Origin of the sequence: Streptomyces sp. NBC_01334, assembly GCF_035983595.1 — a bacterium.
In the GTDB taxonomy this organism is placed as follows: domain Bacteria; phylum Actinomycetota; class Actinomycetes; order Streptomycetales; family Streptomycetaceae; genus Streptomyces; species Streptomyces coriariae.
The window spans coordinates 633877-652819 of sequence record NZ_CP130718.1; the positions used below are offsets into that span (position 1 = coordinate 633877).

The 18943-nt window shown below is 69.5% G+C and carries 17 protein-coding genes; 4 read left to right on the plus strand and 13 right to left on the minus strand.

Annotated elements, in window-relative coordinates:
- Positions 1-6: 6 nt before the first annotated feature.
- Genes OG736_RS02890 through OG736_RS02900 form a run of 3 tightly spaced genes read right to left on the minus strand, consistent with a single transcriptional unit; the run spans position 7 to position 4558 of the window.
- A complete protein-coding gene (locus tag OG736_RS02890; RefSeq protein WP_327180979.1) occupies positions 7-1980 on the minus strand; it encodes an ABC transporter permease in 1974 nt (657 codons plus the stop codon).
- A complete protein-coding gene (locus OG736_RS02895) occupies positions 1980-3068 on the minus strand; it encodes a quaternary amine ABC transporter ATP-binding protein (protein WP_327180980.1) in 1089 nt (362 codons plus the stop codon). Before OG736_RS02895 ends, OG736_RS02890 begins: the two co-directional genes overlap by 1 nt.
- 20 nt (positions 3069-3088) lie before the next feature.
- Positions 3089-4558: an aldehyde dehydrogenase family protein gene (locus tag OG736_RS02900; RefSeq protein ID WP_327180981.1), complete on the minus strand. Its 1470-nt coding sequence runs from the start codon at positions 4556-4558 to the stop codon at positions 3089-3091.
- 220 nt (positions 4559-4778) lie between these two features.
- Here OG736_RS02900 and purU point away from each other — a divergent pair, with 220 nt between their 5' ends.
- Positions 4779-5660, plus strand: coding sequence for a formyltetrahydrofolate deformylase (purU, locus tag OG736_RS02905; protein ID WP_327180982.1), 882 nt, complete (start codon positions 4779-4781; stop codon positions 5658-5660).
- Positions 5661-5771: 111 nt separating this feature from the next.
- Here the strand turns inward: purU and OG736_RS02910 are convergent, their stop codons facing one another.
- Complete coding sequence (locus tag OG736_RS02910) at positions 5772-6608, minus strand: methylenetetrahydrofolate reductase (RefSeq protein WP_327180983.1); 837 nt, start codon at positions 6606-6608, stop codon at positions 5772-5774.
- Positions 6609-6611: 3 nt separating this feature from the next.
- Positions 6612-8279, minus strand: coding sequence for a choline dehydrogenase (betA, locus tag OG736_RS02915; RefSeq protein WP_327180984.1), 1668 nt, complete (start codon positions 8277-8279; stop codon positions 6612-6614).
- Between the two features lie 202 nt (positions 8280-8481).
- Between betA and OG736_RS02920 the strand changes: the two genes are divergently transcribed.
- Entirely contained in the window at positions 8482-9228 is a 747-nt protein-coding gene (locus OG736_RS02920; protein ID WP_171401807.1) for an IclR family transcriptional regulator, read from the plus strand.
- 9 nt (positions 9229-9237) lie between these two features.
- Here the strand turns inward: OG736_RS02920 and OG736_RS02925 are convergent, their stop codons facing one another.
- The 5 genes from OG736_RS02925 to OG736_RS02945 all read right to left on the minus strand — a co-directional run bounded on the left by OG736_RS02925 (position 9238) and on the right by OG736_RS02945 (position 13992).
- Complete coding sequence (locus OG736_RS02925; protein WP_327180985.1) at positions 9238-10368, minus strand: aromatic ring-hydroxylating oxygenase subunit alpha; 1131 nt, start codon at positions 10366-10368, stop codon at positions 9238-9240.
- Between the two features lie 130 nt (positions 10369-10498).
- Positions 10499-11662 (minus strand): NAD(P)/FAD-dependent oxidoreductase, encoded by a 1164-nt coding sequence (locus OG736_RS02930; protein ID WP_327180986.1) that lies wholly within the window; start codon positions 11660-11662, stop codon positions 10499-10501.
- The gene (locus tag OG736_RS02935) at positions 11659-12021 is read right to left on the minus strand and encodes a bifunctional 3-phenylpropionate/cinnamic acid dioxygenase ferredoxin subunit (RefSeq protein ID WP_327180987.1); all 363 of its coding nucleotides are present in this window, start codon (positions 12019-12021) and stop codon (positions 11659-11661) included. The genes OG736_RS02930 and OG736_RS02935 overlap by 4 nt, the downstream gene beginning before the upstream one ends.
- 250 nt (positions 12022-12271) lie before the next feature.
- The gene (locus OG736_RS02940; protein ID WP_327180988.1) at positions 12272-12904 is read right to left on the minus strand and encodes an MBL fold metallo-hydrolase; all 633 of its coding nucleotides are present in this window, start codon (positions 12902-12904) and stop codon (positions 12272-12274) included.
- Entirely contained in the window at positions 12904-13992 is a 1089-nt protein-coding gene (locus OG736_RS02945; protein ID WP_327180989.1) for an S-(hydroxymethyl)mycothiol dehydrogenase, read from the minus strand. Before OG736_RS02945 ends, OG736_RS02940 begins: the two co-directional genes overlap by 1 nt.
- 511 nt (positions 13993-14503) lie before the next feature.
- On the opposite strand from OG736_RS02945, the gene OG736_RS02950 reads away from it, so the two are divergent.
- Together OG736_RS02950 and OG736_RS02955 are read left to right on the plus strand one after the other, a co-directional pair.
- Positions 14504-16033, plus strand: a complete 1530-nt coding sequence (locus OG736_RS02950; RefSeq protein ID WP_327180990.1) for an MFS transporter — start codon at positions 14504-14506, stop codon at positions 16031-16033.
- 204 nt (positions 16034-16237) lie between these two features.
- Positions 16238-16669 carry a BlaI/MecI/CopY family transcriptional regulator gene (locus tag OG736_RS02955; RefSeq protein WP_327180991.1) on the plus strand — a complete coding sequence of 144 codons (432 nt, stop codon included), beginning with the start codon at positions 16238-16240 and terminating at the stop codon, positions 16667-16669.
- 65 nt (positions 16670-16734) lie between these two features.
- Here OG736_RS02955 and OG736_RS02960 read toward each other — a convergent pair whose 3' ends face one another.
- The 3 genes from OG736_RS02960 to OG736_RS02970 all read right to left on the minus strand — a co-directional run bounded on the left by OG736_RS02960 (position 16735) and on the right by OG736_RS02970 (position 18882).
- Entirely contained in the window at positions 16735-17217 is a 483-nt protein-coding gene (locus OG736_RS02960; RefSeq protein ID WP_327180992.1) for a hypothetical protein, read from the minus strand.
- Between the two features lie 111 nt (positions 17218-17328).
- Positions 17329-17967: a ScbR family autoregulator-binding transcription factor gene (locus OG736_RS02965; RefSeq protein ID WP_327180993.1), complete on the minus strand. Its 639-nt coding sequence runs from the start codon at positions 17965-17967 to the stop codon at positions 17329-17331.
- Between the two features lie 180 nt (positions 17968-18147).
- Positions 18148-18882 (minus strand): SDR family oxidoreductase, encoded by a 735-nt coding sequence (locus tag OG736_RS02970; protein WP_327180994.1) that lies wholly within the window; start codon positions 18880-18882, stop codon positions 18148-18150.
- Positions 18883-18943 lie beyond the last annotated feature (61 nt).

Genomic DNA, 18943 nt, shown 5'->3' on the forward strand with positions numbered 1-18943 from the left:
TGCTCCTTAAGCGCTCGCGCGTCGCGCCGCTGCCTGGGTGATCCGGTCGAACATGACTCCGAGAAGGACGATGGCGAGTCCCGCCGCGAGCCCCTTCCCGTACAGCTGCCCCTGCGAGAAGCCGGCCACGACGTCGTAGCCGAGGGCGCCCGCTCCTACCAGGCCGCCCACAACAACCATCGACAGCACGTAGATCAGGCCCTGGTTGGTCGCGAGCGTCAGGGCACTGCGTGACATCGGCAGTTGAACCTTGGTGATGATCTGCCAGGTGTTGCACCCGGCGGACGTGGCCGCCTCGACGGTGGTCTCGGGCACGGCCCGCACCCCATCGGCGATGATCTTGATGGCGACCGGCGCCGCGTAGACGATCGCGGCGACGATGGCCGTGAAGCGGGTCGCGCCGAACAGCGCCAGGAACGGCACGAGGTAGACGAACGGCGGCATCACCTGCGCCGCGTCCAGCGTGGGCCTCAGCAGCCGGTCGACGAGCGGACTGCGCCCCATCCACACCCCCAGGACCATGCCGAGCAGCATGACCAGCACCGTTGCCACGAGGGTCGACGCCAGCGTCGTCATCGCGTCCGACCACAGGCCGGTGCCGAGCAGCAGGCCCAGGCAGACGGCCGTGGTGATGCCGGCCCGCCCGCCGCCGAGCACGGTGCCCAGCGCGATCAGCACTGTGGCGACGAGCCACCACGGTGAGTCGGTGAGCAGCGACTGGAACGGGTTGAGCAGGCCGTTGGAGATGCCGTCGCGGAAGGCGTTGGTGAGGCCCGACAGGTTGTCCTGCGCCCAACCGGTCGCGGTGTCGGCCGCGCTCGCGATGGAGCTGCCGGTGCCGCCGTCGCCGGGGAACTCCGCCGCCCAGAGATAGGTGTGCGACAGATAGACGAGGACGGCCGTGACCGCCGCGCCCGCACCCAGCAGCGGCCTGCGCCACTTGAGGAAGCGGTTCTTCGAACGCCGGGCCGTCTCCGCACGGGCGCTGGCCGCGGTGGTGACCCGGTCGAGGACGATCGCCATGACGACGATGGCGAGCCCCGCGTTGAAGGCCGTTCCCACGTCGAGCGACTGAAGAGCCTGCACGACGGTCTTGCCGAGGCCGGGCGCGTCGATCAGCGCCGCGATGGTCACCATGGCCAGGGCGGCCATGATCGACTGATTGACACCCATCACCACGGTCCGCTTGGACATGGGCAGCAGGACCTTGAGCAGTGCCTGCCGTCGGGTCGCACCCAGCGATTCGGCGGCCTCGACGGTGGTCTCCGGCACGGAACGGATGGCGTGCGCCGTGATGCGGATCGCGGGCGGTGCCGCGTAGATCACGGTGGCGATCGTCGCGGAGGCCCCGCCGATCAGGAAGAACAGGGTCAGTGGGGCGAGGTAGACGAAGGTCGGCATCGTCTGCATGAAGTCCAGAAACGGCGTCACGATCCGGTTGACCCGGTCCGAGAGCCCCGCCCACACACCCAGCGGGATCGCGAACAGCAGCGCCACGAAGACCGCGGAGAGCGTGAGCGACAGGGTGTCCATGCTCTCCTGCCACAGACCCTGCAGGCCCAGGAAGGTGAAGCCCGCGACGGCCAGCAGGGCGACCCGCCAGTTGCCCACGGCCCAGGAGACGTAGCCCACGATGCCGACGACGCCGAGCCATCCGATCTGCGGAAGGGGGCGGCCTGCGGAGGGTTGTGAGATCAGGTGCTGGATGAAGGTCACCAGGTTGTCGATGACCAGGCGGATCTCGTTGAAGAAGTAGAGGAACAGCGGGTTGGAGTTGCGGTCCGCGCCGATCGAGTCGTTGACGTCGTTGAACCACCGGTGCAGGTCGGTGAGGTCCGCCGCCGCCAGGGTCAGCGTCTGCTTTCCGCGCAGGACGACGAAGAGGAGCAGCCAGGCCACCAGGATCGCGGCCACCACCGTGCGCCGGCGGACCTTGCGCACGGCGGCCAGGGGAGCGGACTTCTCCAGGGCGACGGCCATCACGCCCCGCCTTCGTGCCCGGCGACCACTGCGAGGATCTCCTCGTCACCGACGATGCCGAGCAGCTTGCCGTCCTCCACGACCTTGACCGGCCTGTCCGCCGCCAGCACCGCCCGGGTGGCCTCCTTCACCACGACGTCCGGGCCCAACTCGGGACCGTCCAGGGCGTCGTCGGGCTCCGCCGGGCGCATGATCCACCGCAGGGTGAGCACATCGCCGCGCGGCACGTCCTTGACGAACTCGCGTACGTAGTCGTCGGCCGGGGCGCCCACCAGCTCGTCGCCGGTGCCGCACTGGACCATCTTGCCGTCGCGCATGATCAGGATGCGGTCGCCCAGCTTGAGCGCCTCGGAGAGGTCGTGGGTGATGAACACCATGGTCTTGCCGACCTCGTGGTGCAGCCGGATGACCTCGTTCTGCATGTCGCGGCGGATCAGCGGGTCGAGCGCCGAGAAGGGCTCGTCGAAGAAGAGCACGTCCGGGTTGCCGGCCAGCGCCCGGGCCAGGCCGACGCGCTGCTGCATACCGCCCGAGAGCTGGTCGGGGTAGGAGTTCTCGTAGCCGGAGAGGCCGACCAGTTCGACGACCTCCAGGGCCCGCTTGTTGCGTTCGGCCCGGCTCATGCCGCGGATCTCCAGGCCGAAGGCCACGTTGTCGACGACCCGGCGGTGCGGCAGCAGTCCGAAGTGCTGGAAGACCATGGAGAACTTGCGGCGCCGCAGGTCGCGCAGGCGTCTGGGGTCCGCCTCGCGGATGTCCTCGCCCTCGAAGACGAGCTCTCCGGCGGTGGGTTCGATCAGCCGGGTCAGACATCGCACCAGCGTGGACTTGCCCGAGCCGGACAGGCCCATGACGACGAAAACCTCGCCCTGGCGGACGTCGAAGTTCACGTCGCGTACGGCGGCGGTGCAGCCGGTACGGTCCATGAGCTCGCGGCGGGTGAGGCCGCACAGCTCCTCCGAGTCCGGCACCTGGTCGGCCTTCGGCCCGAACACCTTCCACAGCCGGCGCACGGATATGACCGGAGTACCGTCCGAATCCTCGGGCGCGCCGCGCCGCTGCGGCACCTCGGTCTGTGTTGGGGTCATGATCGACCTCTCTTCGGCATTCAGCCGCGGAACCAGTGTTGCGGCCGGGGTTGGATGTTCTGCCAGATGTGTTTGGGCTCTCGGTACTCGTCCAGGCCGGTCGGTCCCAGCTCCCGGCCCACGCCCGAATGCCCGAAGCCACCCCATTCCGCTTGCGGCACGTAGGGGTGGTAGTCGTTGATCCACACCGTGCCGTGACGCAGCCGCCGGGCCACCCGCTGGGCCTTGCCCGCGTCCTGCGTCCACACGGCCCCGGCCAGTCCGTACTCGGTGTCGTTGGCGATCCGCACGGCGTCGTCCTCGTCGGTGAAGCGCTCGACGGTGAGCACGGGCCCGAAGGACTCCTCGTGCACGACGCGCATGTCCTGCCGGCACTCGTCGAGGACGGTCGGCGGGTAGTAGAAGCCGTCGGCGAGGGCCGGGTCGTCGGGCCGTTCACCGCCGCAGCGCAGCACGGCCCCCTCTGCGAGGCCCGCCGCGACATACGCCTCGACCTTCTCCCGGTGCTGTGCGGAGATCAGCGCCCCGGTCTCGGCCTCGGGGTCGAAGGGCCCGCCGAGGCGGATCCGCCGGGCGCGGCGGACGACCTCGTCGACGAGCCGGTCGTGCAGCGAGTCCTCCACGATCAGCCGGGCGCCGGCCGAGCAGACCTGCCCGGAATGCAGAAAGACGGCCGTGAGAGCGAAGTCCACGGCCGTCTCGAAGTCGGCGTCGGCGAAGATGACGTTGGGGTTCTTGCCGCCGAGTTCCAGCGCCACCTTCTTCACGGTCGCCGCGGCGGTGGCCATGATCCGTTTGCCGGTCTCCAGGCCGCCGGTGAAGGAGACCATGTCGACGGCCGGGTCCTCGGAGAGCGGGGCGCCGACCTCGGGCCCGGTGCCCAGGACGAGGTTGGCGGCACCGGCCGGGAGTCCGGCCTCCGCCAGCGCCCTCATCAGCAGGATCGAGGTGGAGGGGGTCAGCTCACTGGGTTTGAGGACGATCGTGTTGCCGGCCAGGAGAGCCGGTGCGACCTTCCAACTCGCTTGCAGCAGAGGGTAGTTCCAAGGGGTGATCAGCCCGCACACGCCGATCGGCTCGTAGACGACGCGGCTGACGGCGTCGTCGCGGCCGGTGTCGATCACCCGGCCGGCGTCGGTGCCGCCGATCCCGCCGTAGTACCGGAAGCAGGAGATGACGTCGGCGATGTCGTACTCGCTCTCCACCAGCCGTTTGCCGGTGTCCAGCGACTCCGCGCGGGCGAACTCCTTGGCATCGCGCTCGATGAGGTCGGCGGTGCGCAGCAGCAGCGCGCCGCGCTCCCGCTCGGAGGTGCGCGGCCACGGTCCCTCGTCGAAGGCGCGGCGGGCGGCGGCGATCGCCGCCTCGGTGTCGGGACGCGTCCCTTCCGAGACGGTCGCGGTGAGGGAGCCGTCGGCGGGGCAGCGGATCTCCCGGCGCCCACCGGCCGACGGGTCCCGCCATTCCCCAGCCACATACAGGTCTGCCACGCGCCAATGCCCTTCAGCCCGAAATGCGTTGCGCATCATGCATTCAATTGCTTGTGGTGGAACACCTTGACGAACGCCACAGACCTGCGTCAAGGGGTTGGCGGATGACGATTTCGCCATGCGGGTACTTATGCGGCCGCCCTTGACCGCAAGCGGAGTCGAGCCGACCATGTTGCGTATCGCTCACCATGTTGTGCAATACGCACCGACGGAGGTCGCTGTGTCCGCTGAGTACCCTGGTCCGCAGCCCGGTCGTGAGTACGTCCTCACCCTCTCCTGTCCCGACAGCGCCGGACTGGTCCACGCGGTGAGCGGCTTCCTCGTCAGGAACTCGGGCAACATCCTGGAAAGTCAGCAGTTCGACGATCGGCTGCAGGGCCGCTTCTTCATGAGGGTTCACTTCGACGTTTCCGACCCGGACGCGCAGGTGAAAACACTGCGTTACCGATTCGGTCCCGTCGCCGAGGCGTACGGCATCACCTGGACGCTGAGCGAGGCGTCGACGCCGACCCGCACGCTGATCATGGTGTCCCGGTTCGGTCACTGCCTCAACGATCTGCTGTTCCGTCAGCGCACCGGCGCACTCAACATCGAGATCCCGGCGATCGTCTCCAACCACCGGGACTTCGAAGGCCTGGCGCAGACGTACGGCATCCCCTTCCACCACATCCCCGTCACCAGGGACACCAAGGCCGAGGCCGAGGCGCGCCTGCTGGAGCTGGTGAGGGACCTGGACGTCGACCTGGTGGTGCTGGCCCGCTACATGCAGATCCTCTCCGACGACCTGTGCAAGCAGCTCGAGGGTCACGCCATCAACATCCACCACTCCTTCCTCCCCAGCTTCAAGGGCGCGCGACCCTACGACCAGGCCTACGACCGTGGCGTGAAGCTCGTCGGCGCGACGGCGCACTATGTGACCCCGGACCTGGACGAGGGGCAGATCATCGAGCAGGACGTGGTCAGGGTGGACCACTCGCTCGGCCCCGGGGACCTGGTCACGGTCGGTCGGGACGTGGAGGCCCAGGTACTCGCGCACGCGGTGAAGTGGCACAGCGAGAGCCGCGTCATGGTGTACGGCAACCGCACGGTGGTCTTCCGCTGAGCGATACGACACGAGGGGGCGGGGCCGGACTTCCGGCCCCGCCCCCTTTCCGTACGCGAAGGCTCCGTACACGAGGGTCCGTATACGAAGGGTCCGTATACGAAGGGCGTTTCAGCTTTCCAGCCGCTCGAGCACAGCGCGGCGCCACCGTTCCGTCTCCGCGATCTGGTTGAACGTGAACAGGTGCAGCCCCGCGACGCCCGCCGACGGCGCGGTGAGCGCCTTCTCGGTACGCGCCAGCAGCCTGTCGGGCGAGTACCCGCCGGGTGCCGCGAACCGCAGGAACCACGAGGCGTGCCCGGTCAGGAACCGGGTCGACTCCCCCACGCCGATCTTCGCCGCCATGGACAGCAGCTTGGCCCGTTGCACCGGCCCCGCGACGCCCAGGTGGACGGGCAGGGTGATGTCCCGGCGCCGGATCCGGACGAGCCACTCCCCCAGCACCCGTGGGTCGAAGCAGAGGTTGCTCACGAGGTAGGTGGCGTGCCGGCGCTTGTCCCACATGGCCTGCACGGTGATGTCGTCGTGGATGAGCGGATGGCTCTCGGGATAGCCGGCGATCCCGACGCGGGCGAAGGGCCTGCCCAGCTCGCTCAGCCGGCGCAGCACCGGCAGCGCCCCGTCGTAGGCCCCGGCCGGCGGGTCGGCGTCACCCGCCGGGACGAACACGTCGTCCACGCCCACCTCGCGCAGCCGATCGGCGACCTCCTTCAGGTGCACTTCGTCGCGCAGCAGCCGCGCGGGCACGTGCGGGACGACGCGGAAACCGTGCGCCGCGAGCCGGGTGGCGAGGTCGAGGGTCGGTTCCAGGCCCTTGACCGGCGACGCCGTCACGGTGACGACGACCTCGCGCGGGACGTGGGCGAGGACCTTGTCCTCGGTCGCCTTCGCGGGCAGCACCTCGTAGCGGACGCTCTCCAGCAGCGTCCTCAGCCCTGAACCGGCCAACGTCTACCCGGCCTGCTGGGCATCGCGGTGACGGTAGTACGCGGCCTTCGACGGCGGCTGCGGCTCCTTGCCGAGGATCAGGTCGGCGGCCTTCTCGGCGATCATCATCACCGGCGCGTAGATGTTGCCGTTGGTGACGTACGGCATCACCGAGGCGTCCACCACGCGCAGCCCCTCCATGCCGTGCACCCGCATGCTGGTCGGGTCGACGACGGACATCTCGTCGGTGCCCATCTTGCACGTACAGGACGGGTGCAGGGCGGTCTCGCCCTCCTTCGCGACCCAGGCGAGGATCTCCTCGTCCGTCGCCACCTTCCGCCCGGGCGAGATCTCCCCGTCGTTGTAGGGGGCGAGCGCGGGCTGGTCGAGGAGCTTGCGGGCCACCCGGATCGCCTCGACCCACTCGCGTCGGTCCTGCTCGGTGGAGAGGTAGTTGAAGCGCAGGGCCGGGTGCTCGCGCGGATCCTTGCTCTTGATCTTCACCGAGCCGATGGCGTCGGAGTACATCGGGCCCACGTGCACCTGGTAGCCGTGGCCGCCGGCCGGTGAGGAGCCGTCGTAGCGGACCGCGATCGGCAGGAAGTGGAACATCAGGTTGGGGTAGTCCACGTCCTCGTTGCTGCGCGCGAAGCCTCCGGCCTCGAAGTGGTTGGTCGCGGCGGGCCCCTTGCGGAAGAGCCACTGGAGCCCGATGAAGGGGGCACGCCACTTGGCCATGTACGGCTGCATGGAGACCGGTTGCTTACAGGCGTACTGGACGTAGACCTCCAGGTGGTCCTGCATGTTCTCGCCGACGCCCGGAAGGTCGTGGACGACGTCGATGCCGAGGGCGCTCAGCTCCTCCGCGTTGCCGACGCCGGAGAGCTGGAGCAGCTGCGGGGAGTTGATCGCGCCGCCGCAGAGGATGACTTCGGCGGCGCGGACCCGCTGGGGTGCGCCCTTGCCGCGCCGGTACTCGACGCCGACGGCCCGCTTGCCCTCGAAGAGCACCCGCGTGACGAGGGCGCGGGTCCTGACCGTGAGGTTGGGCCGCTTCCTGGCGGGCTTGAGGTACGCCTTCGAGGCCGACAGGCGGCGTCCGCGGTGGACGTTGCGGTCGAACTTGGCGAACCCCTCCTGCCGGAAGCCGTTGACGTCGTCGGTGGGTGCGTAGCCTGCTTCCTGGGTGGCCTCGAGGAAGGCGCCGAAGAGCGGGTTGGTCGCGGGCCCGCGTTCGAGGACGAGGGGGCCGTCGTGGCCGCGGAACTCGTCGTCCGGGTCGGCGGCGAGACAGTTCTCCATGCGCCGGAAATACGGCAGACAGTGCGCGTAGTCCCAGGTCTCCATGCCGGGGTCGGCCGCCCAGCGCTCGTAGTCCATCGGGTTGCCGCGCTGGAAGATCATGCCGTTGATGCTGCTGGAACCGCCGAGCACCTTGCCGCGCGCGTGGTAGACGCGCCGGCCCCCCATGTGGGGCTCGGGCTCGGACTCGTACTTCCAGTCGTAGAACCGGCTGCCGATCGGGTAGGTCAACGCCGCGGGCATGTGGATGAAGACATCCCACGGGTAGTCGGAACGCCCGGCCTCCAGCACCAGCACGCGGTTCGCCGGGTCGGCGGAGAGTCTGTTCGCCAGTGCGCTGCCGGCCGATCCGCCGCCGACGATGACGAAGTCGTATTGCAGGGGAGCCATGGTGCCTCGTCTCGCTCGCGCCGTAGATACGCGAGGCATGCTAATAGAGGTAGCGTCATGCGCACCAGGTTGCGAACGACGCAACTTGCAAGGTCTTTGTTTCGGCTTCGTTGCTTGCCGTCGTGTTGTTTACTGCGCGTATAGTTGTGTCGTGAGCAACCACAGCCAAGACACCGAAACGACAAGTTCGCAGGCCGGCGGAGTGCAGTCGGTGGACCGCGCCATCAGCGTCCTCGAGATTCTCGCGCAACGCGGCGAGGCGGGCGTCAGTGAGGTGGCCGCCGAGATCGACGTGCACAAGTCCACCGCGTTTCGTCTGCTCGGCGCCCTGGAGACGCGCGGTCTGGTGGAGCAGGCGGGCGAGCGCGGCAAATACCGTCTCGGCTTCGGGATCGTACGCCTGGCCGGTGCGGTGACCGGCCGCATCGACATCACCCAGCAGGGCCGCCCCGTGTGTGAGCGTCTGGCCGAGGAGATCGGCGAGACGGTCAACATCGCGGTCATGCAGGAGCACTACGCGATCAACCTCTACGAGGTGCGCGGCCCCGGCGCGGTCACCGCGCACAACTGGGTCGGCGAGCTGACCCCGTTGCACGCCACCTCCAGCGGCAAGATCCTGCTGGCCCACCTCCCCGCCAAGGAACGCGCCGCGCTGCTGGCCGAGGCCGGGATGAAGAAGGTCACCCCGCACACCATCACCGCCAAGACCAAGATCGAGAAGAACCTCGCCGAGGCCCGGGAGCGCGGCTACGCCTGGACCCTGGAGGAGCTGGAGGTCGGCCTGCACGCCATGGCCGCACCGGTCCGCAACCGTGACGGAGAGGTCATCGCGGCGCTCAGCGCCTCGGGGCCCGCGTACCGCTTCACCGAGGAGCGCCTGCACGAGCTCTCACCGGTGCTCCTCAAGGGCGCCCAGGAGATCAGCCACCGGATGGGCTACCTGGGCTGACCGTCCCGACTACCGCGGGCGGCCGCCCAGGCGCTCGTTCACCCAGTCGTGGAAGGCGCCGATGTGGTGCTCGCTGGGTACCAGCACCCCGCCCTTGGCGTACATTCGGGAGCTCATCCCGGGCTGGGTGCGCTCGCATGCGTCGAAGTCCTGCCGGTTGACCCGGTCGAAGAGTTCCACGGACCGGCTGACGTCCTTGCCGCTCTCGACGACATGCGGGAGGTAGAGCCAGTCGCACTCGACGATCGTGCGGTCGACGGCCACCGGGTACATCCGGTGGAAGATGACATGGTCGGGGACGAGGTTGACGAAGACCTGCGGCCTGACGGTGATCGCGTAGTAGCGGCGGTCCTGGTCCTCCGCGACCCCGGGGATGCGGTCCAGCCCCTCGGAACCGTCGACGGTGAACCCCTGGACCTCCTCACCGAACTCGGCGCCGTGCCCGACGTAGTACTGCGCGGCGTATCCGTCGGCGAACTCGGGGAGCACCTCGGTGAGTTCGGGGTGGATCGTGGCGCAGTGGTAGCACTCCATGAAGTTCTCGATGATGAGCTTCCAGTTCGCCTTCACGTCGTAGACGATGCGCCGGCCGACCGAGAGGTTGTCGATGTCGTAGCGCTCGATCGACTCCACGTCACCGAGGCGGGCGACGACATCGCCGATGACGGCCTCCTCGAAGGACGGCGGGTCCTCCGCGAGGCACACCCAGACATAGCCGAGCCATTCGCGCACCGCCACGGCGACCAGACCGTACTCGGTGCGCCCGACGTCGGGCATCTTGGTGAGGTTGGGCGCCGCGACGAGCTTGCCGTTCAGGTCGTACGTCCAGGCGTGGTACGGGCACTGGAAGGCCCGCTTGACCTCGCCGGCCTCCTCGGTGCAGAGCTTGGCTCCGCGATGCCGGCACACGTTGAAGTAGGCACGAACGGCGTTGTCACGCGCGCGGGTGACGAGGATGCTCTCCCGGCCCACGTCCACGGTGCGGAAGGCACCGGGCTTCGCCAGCTCCGAGGCGCGCGCGACGCAGAACCACATGGTCTCGAATATGCGCTCCTGCTCCTGGGCGAAGACCGCCGGATCCGTGTAGGAGGAGCCGGGGAGGGTGGCGATCAGGCTGTCCGGCAGACTGGTCGAGGTCACAGGGCACTCCTCGGGAAACGTCGTGGAGGGGACATTCACGCGCCGGGAAGAGCGACTCCGGACGGCGTTGTGTATGAGGCAACGCTGCGTGCCATATGCAACCGCAGCATGGGATGCCACAGGGGCGGTGTCAAGACGTGGCGGCGGCGAGCTGCTTGCGCCAGCGCGTGAACAGCCGCGGCTGGTTCATACCGAGCACCGCGACCGGATCTCCGGCACGCCGGTAGACGGCCAGGACGTTGCGTTCGTCCACGGCGCCTTCCTCGACGGTCACGCTGTCGGCGCCGGCCGCGTGTCCGGTGAACTGGATCCTGACGCCGTACTGGTCGGACCAGAAGTACGGCGGCCGGGGCACACCCGGCACCACCGCGCCCCCCGCCAGCAGCGTGGCGACGGCGGCGTCGGGGCGCTCCCGCGCGCCGGTCCAGTGCTCGACGCGGCGGTGGGCGCCGGCGCGGGGGTCATACCAGTTGGCACAGTCGCCGACCGCGACCACCCCGGCCAGGCCGGTGCGACCGTCGGCGCCGCATTTGACGCCGTTGTCGAGCTCGACACCGGATCCCTCGAGCCACTCCACGCACGGGCGGGCGCCCACACCGACGACGACGATGTCGGCCGGGATACTGCGGCCGTCCTCGAGCAGAACGGCGTCCACGCAGCGCTCCCCGCTCAGACCCTTGACACCCACACCGCACAGCAGCCGTACGCCGTGATCCGCGTGCAGGCCGGAGACGATGCCGCCCATGGTCGCGCCGAGCGGCCCGGCCAAAGGCGTCGGAGCCACCTCGACAACCGTCACGTCGAGCCCCAGGGCGTAGGCGGTGGAGGCCACCTCGGCGCCGATGAATCCGCCGCCGATCACCACCAGCCGTCCACCCCGGGCCAGTTCGTCGCGCAGGACGCGGGCGTCGTCCAGGGTCCGCAGGACGTGCACGCCGGCCAGGCCGTCGGAGCCGGGGAGCCTGCGTGCGGCGGCGCCGGTCGCGATGACGAGGCCGTCGACGCGGACCTCCCGCCCGTCGGCCAGCCGCACGGCACGGTCGGTGCGGTCCAGGCCGGTGGCGCGGGCGCCGAGCAGCCACTCCGCGCCCAGGTCCTCGTCCTGTGCCTCCAGCGCGAGGTCGGCCTCGCCGAGGGTGCCGGCCAGGAACTCCTTGGACAGCGGCGGCCGGTCGTACGGGCGATGGAGCTCGTCACCGATGACGACGAGCCGTCCGTCGTAGCCCTGCTTCCGCAGCGAGCGCGCCGCCGACAGTCCGGCGAGCGAGGCGCCCACCACGGCCACGGTCCTCACGCGGCACCCCCGGCGAGCCGGGACGCGACACAGGGCGGCAGGTTGGGGGCGTCCGTCGACACCCGGACATGGATCACGCCGTCCTCGACGACGACCTCGTGCGTGCGCACCGGGAGCTTGGCCGGAGGGGCGTCGACGGCGCCGGTGCGCAGGTCGAACTTCGAGGCATGCAACGGGCATTCCACCTCGCAGCCCTCCAGCCAGCCGTCGGCGAGCGATGCGTCCTGATGGGTGCAGGTGTCGTCGATGGCGAAGAGCTCGCCGTCGTCGGTATGGAACACCGAGACCGGCGGATCGATGTCGAGCCGGAAGGCCTCACCTCGCGGGAGATCCGCGAGACGGCACGCGGGAATCTTCATGACACCTCGGTGCGTATGACGAAACGGATTGCGGTAAGCGCAACATCAGTCTGAAGTCGGCCCGAATCCTTGTCAAGGCATTCACGAGCCGTACAACTCGGCACTTGACGTTGCCTCTGACGCAATACAGTGCGCCATAGGCAACGCCACGAGGGACTGCCCCACCCGTGCCGGGGACATGAAGGCGGCCCGCCTCCTCGCCCCGTGACGGGCGAGGAAACGGGCGCGTCGCCCTCTGCCTACCGGGGGTTCAGAAGCCCCGGTCGAGCCATTCCTGAAGGTGCGGAGCCTCGGCGGCGACGGTGGTCGTCTCCCCGTGCCCGGTGTACACGACGGTGTCCCGGGGCAGCGTGAGCAGCCGGTCCCGGATCGAGTCGACGATGGTGGGGAAGTCGCTGTACGACCTTCCCGTCGCCCCCGGCCCGCCCGCGAAGAGCGTGTCGCCGCCGAAGAGCGCCGTCAGCGCCGGCGCATGAAGGCAGACCGCGCCGGGGGCGTGGCCGGGGGTGTGCAGCACGGTCAGGGAGACGCCGGCCACCTCGAGGACCTGCCCTTCGGCCAGTTCGCCGTCGGGCGCGCGGTCGGGGTGGGTCTGCTTCCACAGCGGCAGGTCGTCGGGATGGAGCAGGACCGGAGCTCCCGTGCGCGCGGCGAGGGCGGGCGCGGCGTCGATGTGGTCGTTGTGGGCATGGGTGCACACGATGGCCCGCAGGGTGCGTCCGCCGAGTGCCTCGGCGATGGCCCCGGCGTCGTGCGCGGCGTCGACGACGATCACCTCTTCGTCGTCCCCGATGATCCACACGTTGTTCTCGACGTCCCAGGTGCCGCCGTCCAGCGAGAACGTCCCCGAGGTGACCAGGTGTTCGATGCGCGCGCCGGCCATCAGAGGACCACCACCGAACGCAGGACCTCGCCACCGTGCATCCGGTCGAAGGCCTTCTCCACCTCGTCCAGCCCGATGGTCTCCGTGACGAAGGCGTCCAGATCCAGCCGCCCCTGCAGATGGAGGTCGATGAGCACGGGGAAGTCGCGGGAGGGCAGGCAGTCTCCGTACCAGGACGACTTCAGCGTGCCGCCGCGCCCGAAGACGTCCGACAGCGGCAGCTCGAGCTTCATCTCCGGGGTCGGCACGCCGACCAGGACGACCGTGCCGGCGAGGTCGCGGGCGTAGAAGGCCTGCCGGTACGTCTCCGGGCGGCCCACCGCCTCGATGACCACGTCGGCGCCGAAACCGCCGGTCAGCTCGCGGATCGCCTCGACCGGGTCGGACTCCCTGGAGTTGACGGTGTGGGTCGCGCCCAGCCTCCGGGCCGTGGCCAGCTTCCGGTCGTCGATGTCCACCGCGATGATCGTCGCGGCGCCCGCCAGCCGCGACCCGACGACCGCCGCGTCCCCGACGCCGCCACACCCGATGACGGCCACGCTGTCACCGCGTCCGACGTTCCCGGTGTTGATGGCGGCGCCGATGCCCGCCATCACCCCGCAGCCGAGCAGCCCCGCGGCGGCCGCCGACGCGGCCCGGTCGACCTTGGTGCACTGTCCGGCCGCCACCAGGGTCTTCTCCGCGAACGCGCCGATACCGAGCGCCGGGGACAGCTCCTGCCCGGTCGAGGCGAGGGTCATCTTCTGCTCGGCGTTGTGGGTGGCGAAGCAGTACCAGGGCCGTCCGCGCCGGCAGGCGCGGCACCGGCCGCACACCGCACGCCAGTTGAGGATGACGAAGTCGCCGGGCGCCACGTCGGTGACACCCTCCCCCACCGACTCCACCACCCCTGCGGCCTCGTGCCCCAGCAGGAAGGGGAAGTCGTCGTTGATGCCGCCCTCGCGATAGTGCAGATCGGTGTGACAGACCCCGCAGGCTTCGATCTTCACCAGCGCCTCGCCCGGCCCGGGATCCGGAACGATGATCGTCTCCAGGCTGACGGGGGCACCCTTGCCCCGCGCGACGACAGCACGGACCTGGTGCGTCATGGCCACTCCTCGGCTGGTACGAGACCTCGACTGATGTTGCTCATTACGACACTCATCTCGCGTGTCGCAACGAGCATGGTTGAGCGCCCACCGGAGGTCAAGGCCCCTGCGGCCGGACGCCACTCGCACGACGAGCAGAGATCCGGGCCGGTTCACCCCTGGTTCACGAAAAGGCCGCACCGGGGCGATCCGGAACAGGAAAAGCAGAGCTCTGCTTGATTTGCAAAACCCGGGAAAGTGTGGGCAATGCCCTTCCCCTGCAATTCTCGTTGCCCACATCCAGCCGGAAAAAGCAAATCCCAACAGCGCATGCTGACAGGCCTGTTGAACGGAAGCCGACGTAAACGTCAAGGGCGAGAATGACCACATCCACCGGACCGCTTTTTGGGCCCCCATCGGAATCGAAAGGGGTGTTATGGTCTGGCTCGCACATTCCCACGGATCAGCGGGGCGTTCTCCCCATCCGACGCTCTCGGGAATGTATTCACCCACCACTCTCTGGAGTTCTGTCATGCCTTCCGACAGCGCGACCGCCATCGCTGAGGCCGACGCGGACACGCGTTCCGGCTCCCCCGGCGGACGCCATCTGGGCCTCGCCCTGATCGTGATCGCCGCCGCCCAGTTGATGCTGATCCTCGACGCCACCATCACCAACATCGCCCTGCCGAGCATCCAGACCGAACTCGACGTGTCCGACGCGAACCTCGCCTGGATCGTCAACTCGTACGCCCTCGCCTTCGGCGGGCTGCTGCTGCTCGGCGGCCGGGCCGGTGACCTCTACGGACGGCGGCGCCTCTTCCGCGCCGGCATCGCCGTGTTCACCCTGGCCTCCCTGCTCGGCGGCCTCGCCCCCGACGAGGGGCTGCTCATCCTGGCCCGCGTGCTCCAGGGCGTCGGCGCGGCGCTCGCGGCGCCCAGCGCGCTGGCCCTGATCACCACCACGTTCCCGGCGGGCAGGGAACGGAACAAGGCGATGGGTGTCTACGCGGCCATGGCCGGCATCGGCGCCACCATCGGTCTGCTGCTCGGCGGGGTGCTGACCGACGTCCTGGACTGGCGCTGGGTCTTCTTCGTCAACATCCCCATCGGTGCGGCGGTCCTGGCCGGCACCCGGCTGCTCGTCGAGGCCGAGCGCCACCCCGGACGTCTGGACGTGCCCGGCGCGGTCACCGGCACCGGCGGGCTGATCGCCCTGGTCTACGGCATCACCCGGGGCGGCGAGCACGGCTGGACCGACAGCCTCACGCTCACGTCCTTCTTCTCGGCCGTCGCACTGCTGGGCGTCTTCCTCCTCGCCCAGCGGCGTGCCGAGCACCCGCTGATGCCGTTGCACCTGTTCAAGGACCGTACGCGAACCGGAAGTTACGCGACGATGCTGTTCATCGGCGCCGGCATGATCGCCCTCTTCTACTTCCTCACCCTCTACATGCAGCTGATCCTCGGCTACAGCGCCGTCAAGACGGGGTTCGCCTATCTGCCCTTCAGTCTCGGCATGGGCATCGCCGCCGGCGCGAGCTCCCGGCTCGTCACCCACGTCGCCCCGCGTCTCGTGGCCGCACCCGGTCTGCTGGTCGCCGCCGGCGGCATGTTCTGGTTCACCACCCTCACCCCGGACTCGTCCTTCACGACCCACCTCATGCCCGCGATGTTCGTGACCGCGCTCGGTCTCGGCATGAGTTTCGTGCCGATGACCCTCGGCGCGGTGCACGCCGTGGAGCGTCACGAGACGGGCATCGCCTCCGCGCTGCTCAACACCGCCCAGCAGATCGGCGGCGCGCTCGGCCTCGCCGTCCTGTCGACCGTCTCCACCAACGCCGCCGACGACCGGCTCCCCGGCGCGGCCTCCGCCCTCTACCGGGGCCTGGCCACCGGCGACGCGGCCCTGATCGGGAAGGCGAGCGAGGCACTGACACACGGCTACACCGCGGCCTTCGCCATCACCGCGGTCATGTTCCTCGCCGCGCTGGCCGTCACCGCGGCCGCCGTCAACGCAAAGAGGCAACAGCACGTCGAGGGGGCACCCGCCGTCCACCTGGGCTGACTTCAGCCCCGCGCACCGGCGGTGGCCGGTCGGCCACGACGGGCCGGCCGGCCGACGACCGGACGACCCTTCGCCGCCCTCCCGAGAGCCGCGCCCAGAACGACGACCGCCACCGACCCCGCCCCGGCCGACTACAGTCCGCATGACTACAGCCGCGTAGACGGTCCACCGCACCGTGGACGATCGAGAGTCGAGGGCGTTCCCATGCCAGAGGGGCACGAAGACCGTCCGGTCGGCGGACGACCGGACCGTCGTCCTGCGGGTGAGCTGGAGGCGAGTGTCCTGGCCGCACTCCGGGCCGCCGACGGCCCGCTCACCCCGAACGCGGTCCGGCTGGCACTCGGAACGGACCTGGCACGCACCACGGTGACGACGATCCTGACGCGCCTGCACACCAAGGGGGCGGTCACCCGCACCCACGCCGGCCGGGGCTACGTCTACGCCCCCGCCCAGGACCCGCCCGGCCTCACCGCCCGCCGTATGCACGCCGAACTGAACAAGGACGCCGACCGGGACACCGCCCTCGCCCGCTTCGTCGCCGACCTCGGCCCGCGGGACAGGGAACTCCTACGGACGCTGCTCGACGAGGGGCACGACGGCGCTGCGAAGCACGGCGGGACGACGCTCCGCACATGAACGAACCACCTGGTCGTCCGGGTTCTACGCGACCGCACTCGCACTCGGCCGGGCGCACCGGGGCGTCACGGGTTGGACGGCGTCCCAGGTACTGCCCGATCGCCGCGATGTTCGCGCCACGCAGTCCTGAGGCCTTCGAGCTCGATACGGGGGAAGTGCTCACCCCACTTGCCGCGGTAGGCGCTCTCGCCGTAATGCCTCGCCACCTCGTCGAAGCAACGGATCACTGCTCGGGCAACGGCGTCGATGCTCTGTCGGGTGGACCAGATCTCGGTCCCGTTGTTGTCGTGGTCGCTGCCGCCGGCCAGCTGAAGGAGGCGGATCCACACGTCGGTGCCTTCGCGGTAGAAAATCCATCGGAAGGCGGTGGGCTCGGCCTCGAACTGTGCTCGGCATTCGGTCTCGCCGGCGATCAGACGTGTCACCGCCGTCAGGAGATCCTCGGGGGCAGTGGTGATGTAGGAGGCCGTGACTTCGGCCTCTGCCAGGTGGTCGCTGACGATGCAGTCGGCCCAACCCCGTCCGGACAGCACCCAGACGAGTCGCATACGGGCCATTCTCGTTCCCCCCGCTGACGATTTCCTCGCGCTGAACACCGACGCAGCTTCCGCGCACGTGGTTCGCAACCATCAGCGTGACGGCTTCGAAGCGTAAGACACTCAGGAACCGGACAGTTCCTCCAGTGCCTCCCCGATCCCCGACAGGAACGGGGCGTGGTCCGGTGAGCCCGCCGGCCATGGCAGGAGGAAGGTCCACAACTGCGTCACGCGGTCTGCCGAGAGCCAGTCGCGGTCGGTCGCGCCCAGCGCCTCGAACCCCGCCGTCGCCGCCACGATCACGGTCGTCGTGGCGTCGACCGAGAGGTCCTGGGCGAGCTCCCCCTCCTGCTGCGCCTGGACGATGAGATCGTGCACCCACGCCCGCCACCATTGCAGCATCTGCGCCCCGTTCTTACGGGACGGATCACCGCTGAGCCGGAACCCCGCCCTGATCACGGGATCGGTGACCACGGCCAGGAGCAGGCTGCACGCGGTGTGGACCAGGGACTGCAACAGCGTGTCCGCCGTGCTGCTGCATCGCTCCGCCAGCTCCTCCACGGATTCCGTCGCCGCCCTCTCCACCTCTCCGGCGAGATCGCTCTTGCTCGCGAAGTGGAAGTGCAGGGCGCCGGTACTGACACCGGCCCGCTCGCTGATGACGGGAAGGGAAGCCCGCGCGTACCCCTCGGCGGCGAACAACTCGGCAGCCGCTCGGACAAGAGACTGACGTGTGTGCGCCGCTCGCGCCTGTGAGCCCATCAGATCTCCCTCCCCAGCCCGTACAGGACGACGCGGGACCGGGCCCGCCGCCCCGGAACGTGGAGAGCATCCCACCCGGCGACCTCAAGTAAACCGCGCGTTTGGTATTTTTGTATAGGACGATGCGTTCCCGATCGCCACTGGGGGCAAAGCGCGAGACGGGCAGGGTGGGTCGAGGTATCAGGCGATGCCGCCGTTCACGAACAGGACCTGCCCGTTGACCCAACGCCCCGGGCCCGCCAGGAAGGCCACGGTCTCGGCGATGTCGTCGGGCGTCCCGAGACGCTCCAGCGGGGGCTGCGCGGCGAGGCGGTCGATCGCTTCCTGGTCCTTGCCCTCCAGGAAGAGCGGGGTCGCGGTCGGCCCGGGCGCGACGGCGTTGACGGTGACGTCCCGACCGCGCATCTCTCGGGCCAGCACCAGCGTCATGGCCTCGACGGCCCCCTTGCTCGCCGCGTAGGGCGCGTACCCGGGGAAGGCCAGCCGCGTCACCGAGGTGGAGAAGGTGACCACCGCCCCGCCGTCGCGGACACGGCGCGCCGCCTCGCGGGCCACGACGAAGGTGCCCCGGACGTTGGTCCTCATCAGCCGGTCGAAGGCGTCGAGATCGAATTCGGCGATCGGCGCCAGGGTCATCACACCGGCGGTGTGGACGACGACGTCGATCCCACCGAACGCCCCCTCCACCGCCGAGAAGGCGTCGGCCACGGCTCCCTCGTCGGCCACGTCCCCGGTGACCGCGATCGCCCGACCGCCGGCCGCCTCGACAGCGGCGACGGCCTCCTCCGCCGCCACCTTGTTGCCCGCGTAGTGCACACCGACGGCCATGCCCTCGGCCGCGAGCCGCCGGGCCACGGCCCGACCGATCCCTCCGGATGCGCCGGTGACGAGTGCGACGCGTGCGGTCTCGGACATGATGCTGCCTCCAGCCATTTATGAACGTTGAGTCCATATAACCACGTTGTGAACGCTGCGT